General features: G+C 65.2%; 12 protein-coding genes. 8 read left to right on the top strand and 4 right to left on the bottom strand.

Translation table 11 applies throughout. The features are described from left to right. The coding region (locus ACESNG_RS03590; protein ID WP_373067854.1) for an ABC transporter transmembrane domain-containing protein at nt 1–717 on the bottom strand (717 nt) is incomplete at its 3' end. A gap of 124 nt (nt 718–841) precedes the next feature. On the opposite strand from ACESNG_RS03590, the gene ACESNG_RS03585 reads away from it, so the two are divergent. Then, nucleotides 842–1,696, top strand: coding sequence for a hypothetical protein (locus ACESNG_RS03585; protein ID WP_373067852.1), 855 nt, complete (start codon nt 842–844; stop codon nt 1,694–1,696). A 213-nt stretch (nt 1,697–1,909) separates the two neighbouring features. Here ACESNG_RS03585 and ggt read toward each other — a convergent pair whose 3' ends face one another. After that, nucleotides 1,910–3,694, bottom strand: coding sequence for a gamma-glutamyltransferase (gene ggt / locus ACESNG_RS03580; RefSeq protein WP_373067850.1), 1,785 nt, complete (start codon nt 3,692–3,694; stop codon nt 1,910–1,912). A gap of 48 nt (nt 3,695–3,742) precedes the next feature. After that, nucleotides 3,743–4,609: a hypothetical protein gene (locus ACESNG_RS03575; RefSeq protein WP_373067848.1), complete on the bottom strand. Its 867-nt coding sequence runs from the start codon at nt 4,607–4,609 to the stop codon at nt 3,743–3,745. 147 nt (nt 4,610–4,756) lie between these two features. Here ACESNG_RS03575 and murQ point away from each other — a divergent pair, with 147 nt between their 5' ends. Genes murQ through ACESNG_RS03560 form a run of 3 tightly spaced genes read left to right on the top strand, consistent with a single transcriptional unit; the run spans nt 4,757 to nt 8,346 of the window. Beyond that, nucleotides 4,757–5,683 carry an N-acetylmuramic acid 6-phosphate etherase gene (murQ, locus tag ACESNG_RS03570; RefSeq protein ID WP_373062606.1) on the top strand — a complete coding sequence of 309 codons (927 nt, stop codon included), beginning with the start codon at nt 4,757–4,759 and terminating at the stop codon, nt 5,681–5,683. After that, the gene (locus ACESNG_RS03565; RefSeq protein ID WP_373062604.1) at nt 5,683–6,858 is read left to right on the top strand and encodes an anhydro-N-acetylmuramic acid kinase; all 1,176 of its coding nucleotides are present in this window, start codon (nt 5,683–5,685) and stop codon (nt 6,856–6,858) included. The genes murQ and ACESNG_RS03565 overlap by 1 nt, the downstream gene beginning before the upstream one ends. A gap of 6 nt (nt 6,859–6,864) precedes the next feature. Further along, entirely contained in the window at nt 6,865–8,346 is a 1,482-nt protein-coding gene (locus ACESNG_RS03560; RefSeq protein WP_373062602.1) for a glycoside hydrolase family 3 protein, read from the top strand. 4 nt (nt 8,347–8,350) lie between these two features. Here ACESNG_RS03560 and ACESNG_RS03555 read toward each other — a convergent pair whose 3' ends face one another. Continuing rightward, complete coding sequence (locus ACESNG_RS03555) at nt 8,351–9,505, bottom strand: PP2C family serine/threonine-protein phosphatase (protein WP_373067846.1); 1,155 nt, start codon at nt 9,503–9,505, stop codon at nt 8,351–8,353. Between the two features lie 405 nt (nt 9,506–9,910). On the opposite strand from ACESNG_RS03555, the gene ACESNG_RS03550 reads away from it, so the two are divergent. The 4 genes from ACESNG_RS03550 to ACESNG_RS03535 all read left to right on the top strand — a co-directional run bounded on the left by ACESNG_RS03550 (nt 9,911) and on the right by ACESNG_RS03535 (nt 19,582). Next, the gene (locus tag ACESNG_RS03550) at nt 9,911–11,770 is read left to right on the top strand and encodes an N-acetylmuramoyl-L-alanine amidase (RefSeq protein WP_373062598.1); all 1,860 of its coding nucleotides are present in this window, start codon (nt 9,911–9,913) and stop codon (nt 11,768–11,770) included. After that, the gene (locus ACESNG_RS03545; protein WP_373067844.1) at nt 11,767–14,832 is read left to right on the top strand and encodes a hypothetical protein; all 3,066 of its coding nucleotides are present in this window, start codon (nt 11,767–11,769) and stop codon (nt 14,830–14,832) included. Before ACESNG_RS03550 ends, ACESNG_RS03545 begins: the two co-directional genes overlap by 4 nt. Nucleotides 14,833–15,006: 174 nt before the next feature. Beyond that, nucleotides 15,007–15,498, top strand: a complete 492-nt coding sequence (locus ACESNG_RS03540; protein WP_373062594.1) for a gamma carbonic anhydrase family protein — start codon at nt 15,007–15,009, stop codon at nt 15,496–15,498. 409 nt (nt 15,499–15,907) lie between these two features. Beyond that, nucleotides 15,908–19,582 (top strand): LAGLIDADG family homing endonuclease, encoded by a 3,675-nt coding sequence (locus ACESNG_RS03535; RefSeq protein ID WP_373067842.1) that lies wholly within the window; start codon nt 15,908–15,910, stop codon nt 19,580–19,582. The last annotated feature ends 30 nt before the right edge of the window (nt 19,583–19,612 follow it).

Genomic DNA, 19,612 nt, shown 5'->3' with positions numbered 1-19,612 from the left:
GGCGAGCCGCATGTTGGCGGTGAGATACTTGTCGCCGAGCGCGACGAAGCGCGCCGTTTCCGCCTGCTCCTGTCGATAGGCGCGAACCACGCGCACGCCGGAGAGGTTTTCCTGGGCGCGCGTAGTGAGCTGGCTGAACTGCGACTGCACGGCCTCGAACCGGTCGTGCACCAGGCGCCCAAGTCGCAGCATGAGTAGCGGCAGGCCGATCATGGGGAGGAGCGCGACAGCCGTGAGCAGCGGGCTGATGCGGACCATCATGAGCACGGCGAACAGGCCGCCGAAGATGGTGTTCACGAAGTACATGAGCGCCGGCCCTGCGGCCATACGAACGGCCCCAAGGTCATTGGTGAGCCGTGCCATGAGATCCCCCGTGCGCCAGCGGGCGTACCAGCTGGCATCAAGAGTGCTCAGGCGAGCGAACACGTCGTGGCGGAGGTCGGTCTCGATGCGACGGCTGACTGCATTGAGCAGCAGCCTCATGGTGAAGCGTAGCACGCCACTTGCAATAGCAGTAAGTAGCATCATGCCGCCGAGACGCACGACGCTGCTCACCGTTGCTCCGGAGCGGATGTCGTCCACTCCACGCTGAAGCAGGGACGGAATAACGCTGGCGAGGAAGGCGGCCGCGACGACCGAGGCCAGCCCGCACGCAACTTGCCACCGGTACGGGTGGTAGTAGGGAAGCAAGCGTGGCAGGGAGCGCCGCGCTCGCATCGGCTTCACGTCGCGTGTATCTCCGTTCATAGAACCCCTAATTTCACTCGGCTGCGCGTTCGACCTATTTTCATCTCGTATCGCTCTCGCGGGCACGTCCCGCGCCCCTTTCAGGAGTTTCACTATGCGTCAATATATGCGTTCGTTACGTCCCGCGATGATGCTGGCGACGTTGTCGCTGGTCACACTCGCTGCCTGCGGCGAAAAGGGTGCGGACAATGCGTCCTTGAACGCCGACAGCACGCTGGGTCGCGATTTGGCGATGGCGACCGACTCGGCGCAGCCGAAGCTGGCGGACGTACCGGTCACCCCGCCACCGGCTCCGGTGGCCATGGCGCCAGCCCCTGCGCCGAAGGCAGCGGCCCCGAGGCCGCGCCCGACCACGACCGCTCCCAAGCCGTCGACGCCGTCGGTGACCCCGGCGCCTACTCTGGCTGCGGTTACGGGTGTCGTGGCATCGGGCACGTCTTTCCGCTTCGCCACGAACAACAAGGTGTGCAGTAACACGGTGACGGCCGGTGAGAAGTTTACCGCTTCGCTGGAAGAGTCGGTGACCGCCACCAACGGCGTCGTGATTCCGGAAGGTGCGACGGGCACGTTCGAAGTGGTTGAAGCGAAGACGGCGAAGAACTCGAACGACCAGACGTCGCTCACGGTGAAGCTGGTGTCGGTGACGTACGGTGGCCGCACGTATCCGCTGGAAGCGACGGTGCAGTCGGCCTCGGCCGAACGCGTGCGCAGCGCGACGAAGGGTACCGATGCGAAGAAGGTCGCCGGTGGCGCGATCCTCGGCGCGATCGCCGGTCAGATTATCGGAAAGAACACGAAGGGCACGGTGATCGGCGCCGCCGCGGGAGCCGCGGCAGGTACCGCTGCCGCGGCTGCGACCGCGAACTTCGACACGTGCATCAACGCGGGCGCGGGCATCAGCGCGACACTGGATGCACCGGTTACGGTAAGGCCGAACGCGACGGCGTGATTTGAACGGCAAACGGCGCCAGGAATCACGGGCGCCAGGAATCACCGGCGCCAGGAATAAACTGCGTTGTCAGTACTGAAGGAACCGCAAAGGAACGAGCGCCCCGTGACCCAAGGTCACGGGGCGCTCGCACATTCCGATGCCGTTCTCCCGCCGTCTATTCTTAGCGCCGTTCACTCTTAGCGCCGCTCATTCCTGGCGCCCCTCATCCGTTCAGTACCCAACAGCGCCTCCACTCCTCCTCGGCTCCGGCATCCCTTCCCATCCTCCTTTCACGCGCATGATCGCGTTGATGTTCACCAGCACCCGAAGCTTTCGCATGGCGTAACCCATCTTCGTGAGCGAGTCGAGCACCGCCGGACGAATGCCGCCGTCCTCATACGTGAGCGAATCGGGCAGCGCCTGATGGTGCACACGCGGCGCGCGCATGGCATCGGCCAGTGACATGTGATGGTCGATCACATTCAGGATTACTTGCGTGGTGCCGGTGATGATCGTGGGACCACCAGCGGCGCCGACGACCAGCAGCACCTGTCCCGACTTGTCGAGCACGATCGTTGGCGACATCGCGCTCAGCATGCGCTTGCCGGGCTGAATCGCGTTCGCTTCGCCTTGCACGAGGCCGTACATGTTGGCGGTGCCCGGTTGCACGGCGAAGTCGTCCATCTCGTCGTTCAACATGAAACCGGCACCGCGCACAAATACGCCTGATCCCCACGAGTTGTTCAATGTGGTCGTGGTAGACACGGCATTGCCCTTGGCATCGACCACCGAGTAGTGCGTGGTGTGCTCCGGTTCGCGCACCGGCTGCTGCATGAGTGGTTCGAGCGCCTTCGTGCTCGTAACCCGCGTGTCGGCGATGGTGGCGGCCAGCGACTTCGCATACGCTTTGCTCGTGAGCTGCTCCATGGGCACCTTCACGAACGCGGGGTCGCCCAGCTTGCTGTTGCGATCGATGAATGCACGTTGGAACGCGCTGCCGACCAGATGAAACCAGCGCGTGCTGCCGTACGCTGGCACCGTGCTGTACTGCTCGAGAATATTGAGTGCCTCCGTCATCGTGACGCCGCCCGACGACGAGGGCGGCATCGCCAACAGGCGATAGCCGCGATACGTACTGGCGATCGCGTTGCGCGACACCGGCGTGTACGCTTTCAGATCGGCGCGGGTGATGACACCGCCGCCGCGTTTCTGCTCGGCGACCAGCGAGTCGGCGACCCATCCCTCGTAAAACGCCTTGGCGCCGTTGTCGGCGATCGCTTGCAGTGTGCGCGCGAGGTCGGGCTGCACCAGTCGTGCGCCCGCAGGGAGCGCCTTGCCATTCGGGAAGTACGGCGTGACCGAGCTGTTACGCGATACCATCGTGGCGGCGCGGGACATCGAACCGGCCAACGCCGTGTCGATCACAAAGCCCTCGCGTGCCAGTGTGATCGCGGGCTGCATCACGCGCGACAACGGCATCGTTCCGTACTTCTCCAGGAGCATGTTCAGCCCGGCGACGGCGCCCGGCACGCCACTCGCGAGATGCCCCTCGATGCTACGGTCGGTGACCTTGCCGTTCGCGTCTACATACATGTTGCGGGTGGCGGCCAGCGGAGCGACCTCGCGATAATCGATGGCTGCCGAACGGCCGTCGGCCATGTGCACGATGGAGTATCCACCGCCGCCGATGTTGCCGGCTTCCGGCCAGGTGACGGCCAACGCAAAGCCGAGTGCAACGGCCGCATCGACCGCGTTTCCGCCGGCCTTCATGATCTCGGCCGCCGCGGCGCTCGCATGCGAACTATTGCTGACCGCCATCGCCTGCGAAGCAAACGTGGAAGACGCACCGGCGGGGAGGCGCCACCCGTCGGGGAATCGAGCCGACTCACGCGCGGGTTCGCCCGCGGACTCCGCGCTCGCGCTGGCGGTCGGCGTCGCGCGTGGGGCGCCTGCACCAACGCACGCACCGAACAAGACGAGTGACAACGGCAGCGTGACAACTTTCGAAAGGCTCATGACGGTCAGGCGGGTATCGTGAAGGGACATAGGATGCGAGCGAGGGCCTCAGCGATGTGATCCGAATCCGAAGCGCAGAGAGGCGCGCGTGGTGCGCACGCGCCAGGTACGACCGACGCCGTCGGGGAGATCGGACTTGGCGTGCCAGCCCATGCCGAACTCCTGCACGAGCGCGATGTGCAGATTGCTGGACAACCCATAGCCGAAGCCGGCGCCGAGAGTTCCGGAGATGTCGTACTGTCCCTTTTCAGGGCCGAGAGCGACGCCCGCAACACCGGCGCTGTCGGCACGTACGCGCATGTCACGGAAGCCCGTCATGCCGCCGGCGGCTTCGAACAACGTGTGAAAGCCGCTGGTGCCGCCGCTGCGAAACTGCCCCATGAGGGTCCAGAGTTGCGTCTGCGCATCACAGCCGGCGGCGCACTGCGTCGGCAACACAGGCGACGTGGGCGGCTTCGCGGCTGAGTAGGTCAATGGCGAGAGCGTGAGGTCGACCACACCGTACCCCGCCGAGATGCCGATCGTGGTGGCCTCGTCGAGCGCCTTCTCGAGCGTACCGCGCATCTGCCATAGCGGATCGCTGCCGAATTTCCAGGTTGAACGCGTCGCGCCATCGCTGATGTCGTTCAGAATCATGGCCGCGGCACCGCCTGAGAACCACCAGCCGGCATCGGGACGGCGTGCCGCCGGGCCGCCGCGGATCTGCGCCGCGAGCGAGTTCGCGCACAGACACGTGGCGATGGCGGCGGCGCCAAGTGCGCGTGCAAAACGACGCCGACCATGGCGCGGTGCGCCATCGTACCGTGCGTCGTCGTGTCGTGCATCGTCGTGCCGTGCGTCGTCGTACCGTGTACCGGCTCGCGAGGCAGGATGTAGCGCCGCGCGTCTCGGCGACGCGGGTTGCGATTCGCGCATGGCGACTCCTAAGTTTGACAAGCGCGAGGTGGGCGAGGTCTCGCCATCGCTCGTGCTGCCAACTCCCTCGGCAGCATCCACTGATAACATACCTCGCGCAGCGAGCACACGACAGCCGCGCGCGTGGCGTCCCCTGAACCCGCTCCAGTGCCTGCACCGACATACGATTCACGTGTCACGGAACGTCGCAATCCGCGCACCGTCGACATCGACCTCGCGTCGCCGCGCGCGATTGTGGATCTCATCAACGCGGCAGATCAGGAAGTCGCCGATGCCGTGGCCACACAGCGCGAGCCGATCGCCGACTCGATCGCGCTGATCGAAGCGGCATTTCGCAGCGGCCGCCGTCTGTTGTATGTAGGAGCCGGTACCTCGGGACGGCTGGGCGTGCTCGATGCCAGTGAATGTCCGCCCACGTTCGGTACGGACCCCGCCATGGTGGTAGGCATCATCGCTGGCGGTGATCGCGCACTGCGCAATCCAATCGAGGGTGCGGAAGACGATCCTGCGGCGGGTGCGTCAGTGATGGACGAGCACCAGGTACAGTCCGGCGATGTAGTGTGTGGGATCGCGGCCTCGGGTACGACACCGTTCGTGCGTGGTGCGCTCACGCGCGCGCGTGAACTTGGCGCCCGTACACTGCTCATTGCCTGCACGGAGCCGCCCGAGGCCATGCGTGTGGTCGCCGACATCTGCATACTGCCCGTCGTCGGGCCCGAAGTGCTCACTGGCTCCACGCGACTCAAGGCTGGCACCGCCACCAAGCTGGTGTGCAACATGCTCACCACCGGCGCGATGATTCGTATCGGCAAGAGCTACGGCAACCTGATGGTCGATCTGCGGGCGACGAACGTGAAGCTGCAGGATCGCGCCGAACGCATCGTCATGGAGGTCACCGCATTGACGCGTGAAGCGGCGCGTGCGCTGCTGGTGCGCGCTGATGGCGGTGTCAAATTGGCGTTGGTGATGCAGGCGCTGAACGTCGACGCCGAGACCGCGCGGCGGCGTCTCGAGGAAGGACAGGGCGTCGTGCGCCGCGTCGTGCCGAACGCGCCGCCCCCGGTGGTGCCGTGATGTCCGACCCGACCCACGAACCGGGACGTGTGCTGGTCGGACTGATGTCGGGTACGTCGCTCGATGGCATCAGCGCCGCCGTGGCACGCTTTCGCGGCGGGCCGAACGGTGGCGTACACTGTGAGCTGCTGGGATTTACGCATCGCGCCTATCGCGCCGATGAACGCGCGCGGCTCGAGCAGGCCATGCAGCAGGGCACGGCGCGCGAGTACTGTCGCGTGCAGGCCGATGTCGGTGACTGGATGGCTGATGCTGCGTTGGCCGCGATGGCCGACGCGGGCGTGACCGCGCGTGAGGTGGCCGCCGTGGCGTCGCACGGACAGACGTTGTGGCACGAGCCGGGCCATAGCACGTGGCAGGTGGGTGACGCGGCGCGCATCGCCGAGCGCACCGGCTGTGACGTCGTGTCGGATTTCCGTTCGCGCGACGTGGCTGCGGGAGGGCAGGGGGCACCGCTGGTCACGATGGCTGATTATATGCTGTTTGCGCACGACACTGAGTGGCGCGCGCTGCAGAACCTTGGTGGCATCGGCAACGTGACCGTGGTGCCCCCCGCGAATACGCACGATCGCGGTGGCATGCAGTCGGTCCGCGCTTTCGATACCGGCCCCGGGGTCGTGATCATCGACGGCGTCGTGCGAACGTTGTTCGATGGCATGTCCTACGATCGGGATGGGCTGATCGCGGCGGGCGGTCGGGCCGTCGAGGCGGTCGTGTCGGAGGCCATGCGGCATCCGTATTTCGGAGAGGTGCCGCCCAAGAGCACCGGGCGCGAGCTTTTTTCGCGGGCGTACATTGCGGACTTCATTCGCGACTGTCAGGCCACCGGGGCGGCAGCGGCCGATATTGTAGCGACCGCGACCGCCCTCACCGCGCGCTCGCTGGCCGATCAGTATCGCCGGTATATCCCCGAGCCCGTTCGAAATGTGGTGCTATCCGGTGGCGGCGCCCACAATCCGACGCTCGTCCGTATGATCGAGGCGGCGATGGCCCATGAAAACGGGCCGCAGGTGTGTATCTTTGACGGATTGTACTTCGATGGAGAAGCAAAAGAGGCGGTGGCATTTGCATTGCTGGGCTATCTCCACATTTCGGGCCGCGCGGGCAATGTGCCAAGCGCAACGGGAGCGCGAGGTCCGCGTCCCCTCGGTTCGCTCACTCCAGCCGTCCGTTAGTCGCTCATGAGCGAACAATCCCGTCGTGAACTCGCGCAGATGCTCATCCCAGTGCTCCGTTGGTCGCCCTCCGGCGGCTTTGCCGATTCGCGTCCGCTGATCGAGCAGTCGCTCGCCCTTGGCGTGGGCGGATTTCAACTGGTCGGTGGGGAGCAGGACGGCGTGCGTGCGCTCGCCAAGGAACTGCAGCTCAAGTCGCGGCATCCGCTGCTGATTGCGGCCGATCTGGAACGTGGGGCCGGGCAGCAGTTCGCCGGGGCCACAGGGTTGCCGCCGCTCGCCGCGATCACGTCGCTCGACGACATCGAAGCGTTGCGTCGCGCGGCGCGACTGACGGCCCGTGAAGCGCGCACGATCGGCGTGAACTGGAATCTCGCGCCGGTGTGCGATCTCGATCTGTTGCTCGAGAACCCTGTCGTCGGTACGCGCGCGATGGGCACCGATGCGCGCAAAGTGGCGCAGCTGGTGACGGCGTGGATCGAGGCCTGTCAGGCGGAAGGCGTGCTGGCGTGCGCCAAGCATTTCCCCGGTATGGGGCGCGTGACGCGCGATCCGAGCCTCGAGCTGCCGGTCGTCGAAACGCCCGCTGATCAGCTCAAGGAGCAGGACCTGCAACCGTTCCGCGCCGCGATCACCGGCGGCGTCGCGAGCGTGATGACATCGCATGTCGTGTATCCGGCGCTCGACTCGAGCCGCGTGCCCGCCACACTCTCGCGCGAAATTCTGCAGTGGCTCCTGCGTCAGCAGCTCAAGTTCGACAATCTTATCGTGGCCGATACGATGACGCTGGCCGCCGCAGTCGAGGGACGTACGGCTGCGGAAGCGACAGTGCTTGCGGTGCGTGGTGGCTGCGATGTGCTTTTGGCGCCGGGCGATCTCGAAGACGCGCTCAATGCGCTCGAACGCGCGTACGATGACGGAACGCTCGAGCCGGAACGCGTGAAGCACTCTGTGCGTCGTCGACTCAAGTGGGCACAGTGGGCCTCACCGCCGAACGATTGGCGTCGGCCGAGTGGTGCAGACACCGCGTGGGGCGCGTTACTCGCCGACAAGGTGATCCGCGTGGAGCACGGTCCCTTGCCGCCGGTCGGCACGATCACGGAAATGGCGATCGTGGACGACGATCATCAGGCCGACGGTCCGGCGGTCGAACGCACCGGTATTGCCGAGGCCATGCGTCTGGGTGGCAACGATGCGCGACTGGTCGATGCGCCCACGCCGGCGAGTGGAGGTCCCTTCGTGATTGCGCTGTTCGCCGATTACGTGGCGGGGAAGGGACGCACGACGCTGCTGCCGGAAACGATGGCGCGGGTGCATGCCCTCGTGGCGCAGGCCGCGGTGCTTCAGCGCTCGGTGATTCTCATCGGACTGGGCGATCCCCGCTGGGTCGCGCAGTTGGGCATGACGCACCCCACCGTACTGGCGTGGGGTGGAGATCGCGTGATGCAGCAAGCGGCTGGACGCGGCCTGCTGCGCAACAAGAAGTAAGCGCTCAGCCGAGCAGTTCGAACAGCAGCCACGTGATCGCGATGAAGGCAATGAGGCCGAGCACCAGAAAGACCGGTTGCACGGCCCGTCGTCGTTCTTCGAACACCGGCTCGGGTGCGCCAAGCACGGCGTGATCTTCGGCCGCCTGCGCGCGTCCGAACTCTTCCTCGAGAAGCGCGCGTGACGGCAGCGGTGTTCCGAACCTGGGCGTCGGGTCGCTCTTCAGCGTCGACCGCGCCTCGCGCATCGGCAGGAGTGGTTCGCGCGCTTCGTCGTTCAACGTGCCCGCGAGCGGGAACGTGTTGTAGCCGAACGAATCGCCGTTGCCGGAAGCCCGCAGCGCGTCGCCGTCGAAACGGGCCGCGATCACCGTGATGTTGTCCGGACCACCCAACTGGTTGGCGCGGTCCACCAGGCGCTTGCAGATCGAACGCATGTCCTGCTCGTCGTGTGCAGTGCGGGCGATTTCCGGGGCGCGCACCAAACCGGACAATCCGTCGCTGCAGAGAATCAACGTGTCGCCGCGGCGCACCTGCTGATGCGTGAGATCGACGGTCACGTGGGCTTCGGGGCCAAGCGCCTGCAGAATGATGTTGCGACGCTCGCTGACTTCGGCTTCTTCGGCGGTGAGCTCTCCGGCTTCTACGAGCCGCTGCATCAGCGACTGATCTTTCGTGAGCTGCCGCACGTCGCCGTCGCGCACCATGTAGGCGCGGCTGTCACCCACTTGCACCATGAACAGGCGATCGCCCAGCAGACCGGCGATCGTGGCTGTGGTGCCCATGCCGCGGTGCTCGGGGTGTTCCCGGGCATGCCGATGGATGCTGGCGTTGGCGAGCACGGTGGCATCGCGGAGCGCTTCGGCGAATGCTTCGGGCGAGGGATCCGCCGACTTCCAGGTGTGACGCAGCGCCTCGAGTACGAGCGAGCCGGCCATGCTGCTGGCGAGCTCGCCGGAAGCGGCACCGCCCATCCCGTCGGCCACGAGGAACAGCAACCCATGCGGGTCGGTCGTGATCTCGTGGTAGCCGTCGGTGAAGTCGAGCGGCGTACCTGTTTCGAGATCGGCAACAAGGAACGTGTCCTCGTTGTGTTCCCGGGTACGTCCCACGTCGGTGAGCGCGAAGACACGCGCGACCACGCGGTGGTCACCAGACAATCGTTCAGTATGTGAGGCGGGAGCGGTCACAGCATCAGGGAGCAGGCCGGTGCGCACAAGGGGACAGGTATCCGTACGGATGGGAATACCGGGAGTTGCAGCCCGATATGCCCTACCAGTACTCCGGGGTCAAGGTCGGCTTCGACGCTGTTTCCGGAGGCTGAACCGTAGACGCTTTTAAAATGTGGTTCGTTTCACTGGCGGGTCAAACTGTTTGGGTAAATTCGTTCGATTCGCCCCATCTGAGGTGCGCTCGGGCCCAATTGATAGAAAAAAGTCCATCTGAAACGACCGCCGGGTGGCTGGACGCCTGTCCCGTATACCGTCAGCTTCGACCAGATGATGAATTTCCCCGGACTGAAAGAAAGGCCGAGCTCGCTTTGGCTGGTCTGCGTGGGTCTCGTAATGAGCGCCTGCGCGCGTCCGTCGCCAGCGGTGGCGCCGCCGAACCCCACCGTGGCGTCGCCGCCCGTGATCGAGTCCGGCCTTCCCGCCGTACCAGCGGTCCGTGGCGGGCCGATCGACGTGCGGGTACGCTACCCCGCCGAGAATCAGCTCGTGACCAGCCGCGACTCCAACTTCGTGCTGGGAAGCCTTGGCACAGGCGACGTGTCGCTCACGATCAACGGGCAGATGGTGCCGGTCGCGCCGAACGGCGCGTTTCTGGCTTGGCTGGCGAATCCGTCGGCCAGCGCAGTGCGATACGACCTAGTCGTGGTGCGGGCCGCGGACACCGTGCGCCGTACCGTGCGCGTGCGGTTGCCGGTGCGTACGCCGTTGGCCGGCTCCGGCAGACTTCGCGTGGACAGCGGGTCGCTGCTGCCGGCACGTGGCACGTGGGCGCAACGCGACGACTATGTGCGCGTAAGCCTTCGAGCGCCGGCCAATGCGATCGTGATTGTGCAGGGCAGCGACAGCGTGATGCGACCGCTGGTGCTGCCGCCGGTACGCGGGAATGGACTGGTTGCAGCCACCGCCGACGCCAGCGGCGACGACATCGCCGTGGTATTCGCCACCGACATTGCTGCGCGGCTGCTGGCCGACAGCGCCCGTGCCCCACGATTGTTCGCGATTCGTGGCAGTGACACGGTGCGCTTGAATATGCCGCTCGTGCGTGCGCTGCCGGTGGATACGCGCGTGCTGGCGATGCTGCGGAGCACGTCCACGATCGGTAGTGATACCGATCGGGTGGTGAACGCGCGCACGATCGTGGATGGCACGTACAAGTGGATGTTGTTGAACGGCACGATCGTGGAAGTGACGGGACGGAGCCAAGGGTACACACGCATCCGTCTTGATGGCCCGCTCGATGTGTGGATCGACAGCAACGACCTCGTAGTGCTGCCCGAAGGCACGGCGATGCCGCGCCGTGTGACGGGTGGATTTCGCGCCACGCCTGGGGCGGAGTGGGTCGATGTCGCGATCTCCACGGGCGATCGCCCGGCGCACCTGGTGGAGCCCGACGGACGCACGCTGGTGCTCACGCTGTACGGTGTGCAGGCCAACCCCGAGATCTCGCCGATCATCGGCAACGACACGCTGGTGCGCCGCATCAGCTGGGATCAGGTCACGAGCGATCGCGTGCGTGTCACGCTCACGCTCTCGCAGCCGGTATTCGGCTGGCAGTCGATCTGGGATGAGAGTCGTCGACTGTTCGTGCTGCGCGTGCGTCGCGCTCCACTCATCGATGCGGTGAATCCGCTGCGCGGTCTCACGATCGCGGTCGATCCCGGACACCCGCCCGCCGGAGCGACGGGACCGACCGGTCTCTACGAAGGTGACGCGGTGTTCCCGGTGGGCGAGCAAGTGGCGGCACTGCTGCGTGCGCGCGGCGCGAACGTGGTGATGACGCGGACCTCGCTGGCGCCGGTGGGACTGACCGAGCGCGGTGTCACGGCCCGTCGCGCGAATGCGCATGCCTTCATCTCGATCCACCTGAACGCGCTGCCCGATGGGGTGAATCCGTTCACGGCCAATGGCACCAGCACGCTGTTCTATCATCAAAACAGTGAACCGCTGGCCCGTGTGGTGCAACAGGAGCTTATGAAGCGCTTCGGTTTGCGCGACCTCGGCGTGCACTATCAGAACCTCGCAGTGGCGCGGCCCACATGGTATCCGTCGGTGCTGGCCGAGGGCTTGTTTCTGATGCTGCCGGAGCAGGAGTCGGCGATGCGTGACCCGGCCTTTCAGCGAAAGTACGCCGAGGGGTTGGTGGTGGGGCTCGAACGATACTTCCGCACGTTCGCGCCCGTGTTGCAGCCGTGATGCCGATGGCAACGCTGATGGCAACGCCGATGGCAACGCGGCTGGTAGGTGCGTGTCGGCGAATAGGCGTGGTGCTTGGACTGCTATTGGCCGTCGCGCCGCCGGTGTCGGCGCAGGTGGACCCGCGTGGCGCGATGCGAACGATCGCGATGCCGCATTTCCGGGTGCACTTCCGTCCCGAGCAGGAAGTGCTGGCGCGTCGCGCCGCCTTCCTGGCGGAGTCGGCCTACGCGCAGCTGTCGCGCGAGCTGGCACCACCCGCCGGTCCGGTGGACTTGCTCATTGCCGACAACGTGGACGCCAGCAACGGCTACGCGCAGGTGTTCCCCACCAATCGCGTGGTGATCTACGCGGTGCCGCCGATCGCGTTGCGCGAACTACGCTTTCATGACGAGTGGCTGCGCCTTGTGATCACGCACGAGATGGCACACATCTTTCACCTCGATCGTGCGCGCGGTGCATGGGCCGTGGGACGCGCGCTGTTCGGCCGGAATCCGTTGTTCTTCCCGAACCTGTTCACGCCGAGCTGGGTGAAGGAGGGACTCGCGATTCACTACGAATCGAAGCTCACCGGCAGCGGACGCGTAGTCAGCACGGAGTTTCCGATGATCGCGCGTTCTGCCGTACGCGATGCATTCGTGCCGGGACCGCAGCGGTGGAGTTTGTCCACCTCGCAGTTTCCCGGCGGACAGACGGCGTATGCGTGGGGCTCGTTGTTGATGCAGCAGGCGGCCACGCAGCGCGCAGGGAGTATAGGGCGCTATGTCGATATCACTGCGGCCAACGTGGTGCCGTTTTTGCTGAGCCGAAATAGTCGCCAGGCGTTCGGAGCGTCGTTCGATAGTCTCTTCGTGCGCATGAGCGATTCGATCGCACGCGTGACCACGGGACTACCTGGCGACAGCGCGTGGCGTATCGTGAGCGCGAATGGATGGTATGCGTCGTCGCCGCGATGGGTAGGCAACGATTCGATCGCCTGGAGCGCGAATAACGGTCGTGACGTCACGGGCCTGTACATCGCACCGGTAGCAGAGCGTCTCGCGCCCGAGCGTCCCGCGGTCGCGCCACGACGCCTCGCATGGCGCAACACGCTCGATGTGAATGCCCTGATCCCGGGCGACAGTAGCGGCGCGATGGTGTTCGCGCAGTCCGAGCGGATGGATCCGTATGTGACGCGGTCGGATCTGTATCGTTCGCGCGGCGCCGATCGTGACGGAGAAACGCGGCTGACGCGCGGCGCACGGTTGGCGCAGCCCGATGTGCGCGCTGATGGCAGCATCGTGGCCGTGCAGCTCGGCGCCGATCGCACGCGGTTGGTGCGAGTGAGTGTAACCGGCGAGAGTGTCGTGTCGATCACGCCCGACAATGCGTGGGAGCGATGGGCCGAACCTCGCTGGTCTCCCGACGGACAACGCGTGGCCGCCGTGCAGCTGCTGTCCACCGGCGAGCAGCGCATCGTGGTGATGAACGCGAGTGGCGAAATGCAGATCGCCGTGGCCGGTGCTCGTGGCGTGTTCGCGAGTCCGAGTTTCACGTCCGACGGCACGCGTCTGGTGTGGGTGAGCGATCGTAGCGGACGCTCGCAGCTGGAGACCGCGCCGATCGCGGCGCTCGGTGCACCGGTGGACACGACGCGCTGGCGTGAGGAGCGCGACGACGTGCGGGTGGCATCATCGGTGAGTAGTGGGGTATTCGATCCGACCGTGTCACCAGATGGCACGCGGGTGGCCGCACTGTTCTACCGGGTCGACGGCTACCATGTGTCGTGGGCACCGTTGGATACCGCGGGGGTGGTCGCGCGCTCGGCATGGTATCCAACCGCGAATCTCGCCGATCTGTCGGTGCCGAATGTCTCGGAATTGGGCGGCCGCGCGGAGTCGGCGCCAGTTACGCGCTATGCGCCGATGCGTCAGCTGGTGCCGCGGTACTGGATGCCTCTCGTCGGTGAGGGGCGCGATGGTGGCGCGACCTACGGTGCGACCACCAGTGGGATCGATATACTCGGACGTCATTCGTGGAACGCCAGCGCGCTGATTCAGCCGCAGCTGCGCGAGACCGATGCGAACGCGTCGTATCGCTACGCGGGTCTCGGTATCCAGCTGCTGGATCTGTCGGCGTCGCAGGAGTGGGATGGCACGTTCCGCGCCGTGAGCGATGCGGGCGCCACGCTGGGCTTCATTGCGCGGCGCCGACGGTTCGTGACCGGCTCCAGCACCTGGCGCGTGCCGCGTGTGCGTCGCTCCGTGAGTGGCACGCTGGGAGCGCAGTACGAATTGCGCGATTTTGCGAGTGACGTGGATTCGGCACTCGGTGCTCCGAATTCGCTCTTGCGCAACGGCACGCGCTACGGCTCGTTCTTCGCCAGCGGCAGTGTGAGCACGGCGCGCCTCGGTGCTCGTGGCGTGTCGGTGGAGGAAGGATTCACCCTCAGCGGCAGCACGGCGTATCGCTGGCGCGAAGACGACGCGATCGGTTCCGGTGCGTGGCGATCGATCGCGGGCGCGCGACACTATGTGCCACTCGACCTGCCGGGTTTCTCGCGCCATGTGATTGCGCTGCGCGCCACGCTCGGTGTGGCGCAGGTGACGTCGACGAGCGAGTTCAGTGTGGGTGGCACGAGTGGCCAGTCGGCCGAACTGTTGCCCGGTGTGGTCGTGGGCGATCCGTCGCGCACGTTCTCACTGCGCGGTATCGCGCCGGGTACGCAACGCGGAATTCGCGCGCTGGCGGGTGGCGTGGAGTATCGCGCACCGCTGGTGCTGTTCGGCCGGTTACCGAGTCCGTTCACGCTGTTCGTGGATCGCCTGTCGGTCACGGTATTCAGCGACGCCGCGCGAGCGTGGTGTCCGGGCGCGTTGGCGCGTACGGCCAGGGCCGTGTGCGAACGACCTGGTGAGCGCGACGGCTGGTTGGCGTCAGCGGGTGCGGAGTTGGTGGTGGACCTCGCGGTGCAATACGACGTACCGTATCGGGTGCGGATCGGCGCCGCCGCTCCATACGTCGCGCCGCGGGATGTGGCGCGGGGCGGTTCTTTTTATGTCACGCTGGGTGGCTATTTCTAACGAGTGCTTTTGGCTGCTCTCGGGGGGTGTGCTTGCGATAAGTGGGATGCCAGCGGATGGTTCGTCGGTTCACGCGAAGCTCGCGGAGAACGCGAAGGCACGCGAAGGCACGCGAAGAACAGCAAGCATGGACTACCCCATACCCCCGACTCCCCACCCCTTACTGTTTTTCTCATGTCAAGCTTTTGGATTCACGAAACCGCCGTCGTCATCGGCGATGTGGAGTTGCACGATGACGTGAGCGTGTGGCCAACCGCGGTGATTCGCGGCGACGTGGAGCGCATCGTGATCGGGGCGCGCAGTAATGTGCAGGATGGGGCGGTGATTCACGCCGATCCCGGGAAGCCGACGATCGTGGGGGAGGATTGTGTGATCGGGCACCGGGCGGTGGTGCACGGCACCATCCTCGAAGACGGCGTGCTGGTGGGGATGGGAGCGATTCTCCTAAACAACGTGCGGGTGGGGCGGGGGAGCATCATCGCGGCCGGAGCGGTCGTCACGGAGGGTACACAGGTGCCACCGGGGTCGCTGGTGATGGGGGTGCCGGGGAAGGTGGTGCGACAGCTGAGCGCCGAGCAGCAGGCGGGAACGCGCGACAACGCGGCGCGGTATGTGGTGCTGAAGGAAGCGCACCGGAACGGGTCAATTGGCCGGCTCACTTCGTGAGAGCGGACAATTCATCACTTTCGATGTGACTGCAAGCAAGCACGGTCAGGGATGCTGTGTAGGACGATGATTGGAGGGTGGGCAACATGTCCGAGTGCTGTGTTGTAGCTGCCGCGGGCGGTCTGCGCCGCACTTGTTCAACCGATTGATTTACAACGTGTTGCGCAATAGTATCGGCTGTGTCGAGACAGGCAGGCGCGGGCGAAACGGCATTGTTGCGTTGCCGTGACAGCCGCGGTGCTCACCGCTGCTGAACTCGGTGGACAATTTCGGTCGTCGCGCACATCCGTGATGTGCGTTGTGCAACGCGTTCATCTGGAATGACTTACACCGCTACTTGTGCGGCTTCACGAATGGAGGCACCATACCCGCCCACTTGGCCCCCCCGTCAACCGTAGGAGCTCTACGCATGCCCTTCTCCGCCACGCCACCGGAAGGACTGGTAACGCTGTCCGCGAACGCACGCACCGTGCTCGACAAGCGATACCTGGTCAAGGACAAGTCCGGCAAGTCGGTCGAGAAGCCGGAGGACATGTTCTGGCGTGTGGCGACGGTGGTGGCCGAGGCCGACCGTCGGTACGGGGCGAGCGACGGGGCGGTGCAGGCGGTCGCCGAGGAGTTCTACTTTCTGATGACTCAGCGTCGGTTCGAGCCGAACTCGCCGACGCTCATGAACGCCGGCCGTCCGTTGGGCCAGCTCTCCGCCTGCTTCGTGCTGCCGGTGGATGATGCGCTCAGCAACGGCCAGAGCGGCATCTACGACACGCTGCGCAGCATGGCGCTGATCCATCAGTCGGGCGGCGGCACCGGCTTTTCGTTCTCGCGATTGCGCAGTAAGGGCAGCATGGTGCGGAGCACGACCGGCGTGGCGTCGGGGCCGGTGTCGTTCATGGAGCTGTACGACGCGAGCACGAACGCGGTGAAGCAAGGCGGCACCCGTCGTGGCGCGAACATGGGCATCCTGCGTGTCGATCATCCCGATGTGCTCGATTTCATCACGAGCAAGGAAGACCTCACCAAGATCACGAACTTCAACATCTCGGTGGGCATCACCACCAAGTTCATGGACGCGGTGAAGATCGACGGCAGCTACGACCTGCATGATCCGGCCACGGGACAGGTGATGGGTCAGGCCCGCGCGCGCGAGGTGTGGGACAAGATGATCCTGGGCGCGTGGCGCACCGGTGAGCCGGGCGTGTTCTTCATCGACGAAGCGAACCGCTACAATCCGGTGCCGCATCTTGGTGCGTATGAAGCGACGAATCCGTGTGTTACGGGAGATACGTTGGTCGCGACGAGCAGCGGGCTCGTGCCGATCGCGACATTGGCCGAGCACGACGAGGCGCTACCGGTCATTCTCGACGCGCGCTTCAGCGCGGGCCGTGTGGGGCCCGCTGGCGTGCCATTCGCGAGCGGCGTGAAGCCGGTGTTCCGCGTGGTCACGCGCGAGGGCTACGAAATTCGCGTCACTGGCGATCATCGCTTCATGACCGCACGTGGTTGGGTGGAAGCACAGTCGCTCGCCAAAGGCGACGCGCTGCACATTCAAAATGTGAAGGGTGGTTTCGGGGCGAACGGCACGTCGGAAGAGGGACGCGTGCTTGGCTGGCTGATCGGCGATGGCCACATCACCGGCGACTCCGGGCACGGCGCCGTCTTGGGTTTCTGGGGCGACGATCGCGCAGTCGCCACGTCATTCTCCAACGATGTGAACGAGATGCTCGGCTCGGGCGGCCGCAGGCCGGTCGGTGTGGTGGATATTCCCGCGCGCGAGATGGTCACGGTGAGCAGCACGCGTTTGCGGGCGCTGGTGGCTGAGCGTTTCGGCGTAACCGCCAAGTCGAAGCTCGATCGCGTACCGACCGCCGTCTTGGCCGGCACGGAGACAATGCAACAGGGTTTTCTGCAGGCGTTGTTTACGGCGGATGGACACGTGAGTGGCTCGCCTGAGAAGGGCGTGTCGGTGCGGCTGACGTCGATTTCGATGACATTGTTGCAAGATGTCCAGCGGATGCTGCTCAACTTCGGCATCGCCTCGCGCATCTATCGCGATCGTCATCCGGCGCGTGTCGTGACGATCAAGGGTTCGGAAGTGGCATGCCAGGCGGATCACGATCTCGTGATTTCACGAGACAATGTGCTGCGGTTCGCCGAGGAGATCGGTTTCCTGACGCGCACCAAGAACAACGCGCTGATTGCACGCGTGGCGAGCTACGGCGCGCGCGGACCGTATCGCGAATCGTTCACGGCTCGCTTCGAGCGGATCGAGGCGGCGGGCGAGGAGATGGTGTATGACCTCACCGAGCCGCTCACGCATTCGTTCATCGGTAACGGCTTCGTGGTGCACAACTGTGGCGAGCAGCCGCTTTTGGCGTACGACGTGTGCAACCTTGGCTCGGTGAACGTCGGCTACTACGTGAGCAACGGCGAAGTCGATTGGGACGCAATGCGTCGCGATGTCGCGCTCAGCACGCACTTCCTCGACAACATCATCGACGTCAACAAGTACCCGCTGCCGGAGATCGATTCGCTCTCGAAGCGCATCCGTCGTATCGGTCTCGGTGTAATGGGCTTCGCCGACATGCTCGTGCGCCTCGGCGTTCCGTACGACAGTGCGGAAGGCGTGGAGTTGGGCCGCAAGGTCATGGAGTTCCTCGACGTCGAAGGCAAGAAGGAGAGCGAGCGACTGGCGAAGGATCGTGGGGCATTCCCCGAGTGGGCGCGTTCCATCTGGGGTCCCGACGAAACCTGCGCGCGCGACGAGCAGGGTGAGCGTATCCGCCCCATGCAGCTGCTGCGTAACTGCAACGTGACCACGGTGGCGCCCACCGGCACGATCTCCATCATCGCCGGTTGTTCCAGCGGACTGGAGCCGCTGTTTGCGGTGGCGTTCATGCGCAATCAGGCGGGTGTGATGATGCCCGACGTAAACGAAGACTTCGTGACCATTGCGAAGGCCGAAGGCTGGTACAGCGATGAACTCATGGAGCGAATCGCGAAGTCGGGTACCGTGAAGCATTCCGATGTGCCGGCCAAGTGGCAGTCGGTGTTCAACACAGCGAACAACATCGCGCCGGTGTACCACATCAAGATGCAGGCGGCCTTCCAGCAGCACTGCGACTCGGCGATCTCGAAGACCACCAACTTCGGCTACGCGGCCACGCAAGACGATGTGCGCGCGATCTACGAGATGGCGTACGACATGAAGTGCAAGGGCGTGACAGTGTACCGCGATGGTTCGCGCGACAACCAAGTGCTCAGCACCGGTGCCACGCAGGACGCCGCGGCCAAGCGCGACGGTGCCAAGGCCGCAGGAACTCCTGATGGCGCGAAGAGCGAGAAGGGGGCGCCTGATGCAACGGTGGTGCTCAAGCGCGAACTGGGCGAGCTGCAGGGCACAATGGCCGAGATGCAGAACGAACTCGATCGCACCAGGAAAGCGCTGTTCAGTGCGGAGGCCGAGAGCGCGAGCCGTCGCGGCAAGCGCTCGCGTCCGGAAGTGATGCGTGGTACGACTATCCGCAAGGAAACGCCGCTCGGTGTGATGTTCGTGAACATCACCGAAGACGAGAAGGGGCAGCCGTTCGAAGTGTTCCTGAACCTTGGCAAGGCCGGTGGGTCGGCGATGGCCGACGCCGAAGCGATCGGTCGCTTGGTGTCACTGGCGCTGCGCAGCGGGATCTCGCTGCAGGAAATCCACCGTCAGCTGCGCGGCATCTCGAGCGATCGCGCCGTTGGCCTCGGACCCAACAAGGTGCTGTCGTTGCCCGACGCCGTCGGTATCGCACTGGAACAGTGGTGGCGTGAGAAGCAGGGCGTGCAGACGGATCTGCTGGCTGGCGGCGCGATGGCTGGAAGCCTAAGCCCGGTGAGTTCGATGATGCCGCCGATGCCGACGCCGGCCGCGGGGGTGCCGCTCACGCGTCCGCCGATGAATAACAGCGCTGAACAGCTGCAGCCGATCGAGTTCGGATCAGGACACGGGGAGGTGTTCATGGGTACGTGTCCGGACTGCGGCAGTCAGCTGGAGTTCGCGGAAGGGTGCGTGAAGTGCCATGTGTGCGGGTTCAGCGAGTGCGGGTGAGGGGGGTGTCGGCTGTCGGCACGTAGATGT

Source organism: Gemmatimonas sp., from assembly GCF_041689975.1.
Classification (GTDB): domain Bacteria; phylum Gemmatimonadota; class Gemmatimonadetes; order Gemmatimonadales; family Gemmatimonadaceae; genus Gemmatimonas.
The sequence above is the reverse complement of the archived record's forward strand: the minus strand, read 5'-3'. Positions and strand labels throughout refer to the sequence as shown.

What these genes read in the sequence shown, in the direction of transcription:
- ACESNG_RS03535 (WP_373067842.1), top strand. Translation starts at nt 15,908, where the DNA reads ATGCCCTTCTCCGCCACGCCACCGGAAGGACTGGTAACGCTGTCCGCG.
- ACESNG_RS03560 (WP_373062602.1), top strand. Translation starts at nt 6,865, where the DNA reads ATGAGCGAACAATCCCGTCGTGAACTCGCGCAGATGCTCATCCCAGTG.
- ggt (WP_373067850.1), bottom strand. Translation starts at nt 3,694, where the DNA reads ATGAGCCTTTCGAAAGTTGTCACGCTGCCGTTGTCACTCGTCTTGTTC.
- ACESNG_RS03575 (WP_373067848.1), bottom strand. Translation starts at nt 4,609, where the DNA reads ATGCGCGAATCGCAACCCGCGTCGCCGAGACGCGCGGCGCTACATCCT.
- ACESNG_RS03540 (WP_373062594.1), top strand. Translation starts at nt 15,007, where the DNA reads ATGTCAAGCTTTTGGATTCACGAAACCGCCGTCGTCATCGGCGATGTG.
- ACESNG_RS03565 (WP_373062604.1), top strand. Translation starts at nt 5,683, where the DNA reads ATGTCCGACCCGACCCACGAACCGGGACGTGTGCTGGTCGGACTGATG.
- ACESNG_RS03550 (WP_373062598.1), top strand. Translation starts at nt 9,911, where the DNA reads ATGAGCGCCTGCGCGCGTCCGTCGCCAGCGGTGGCGCCGCCGAACCCC.
- ACESNG_RS03585 (WP_373067852.1), top strand. Translation starts at nt 842, where the DNA reads ATGCGTCAATATATGCGTTCGTTACGTCCCGCGATGATGCTGGCGACG.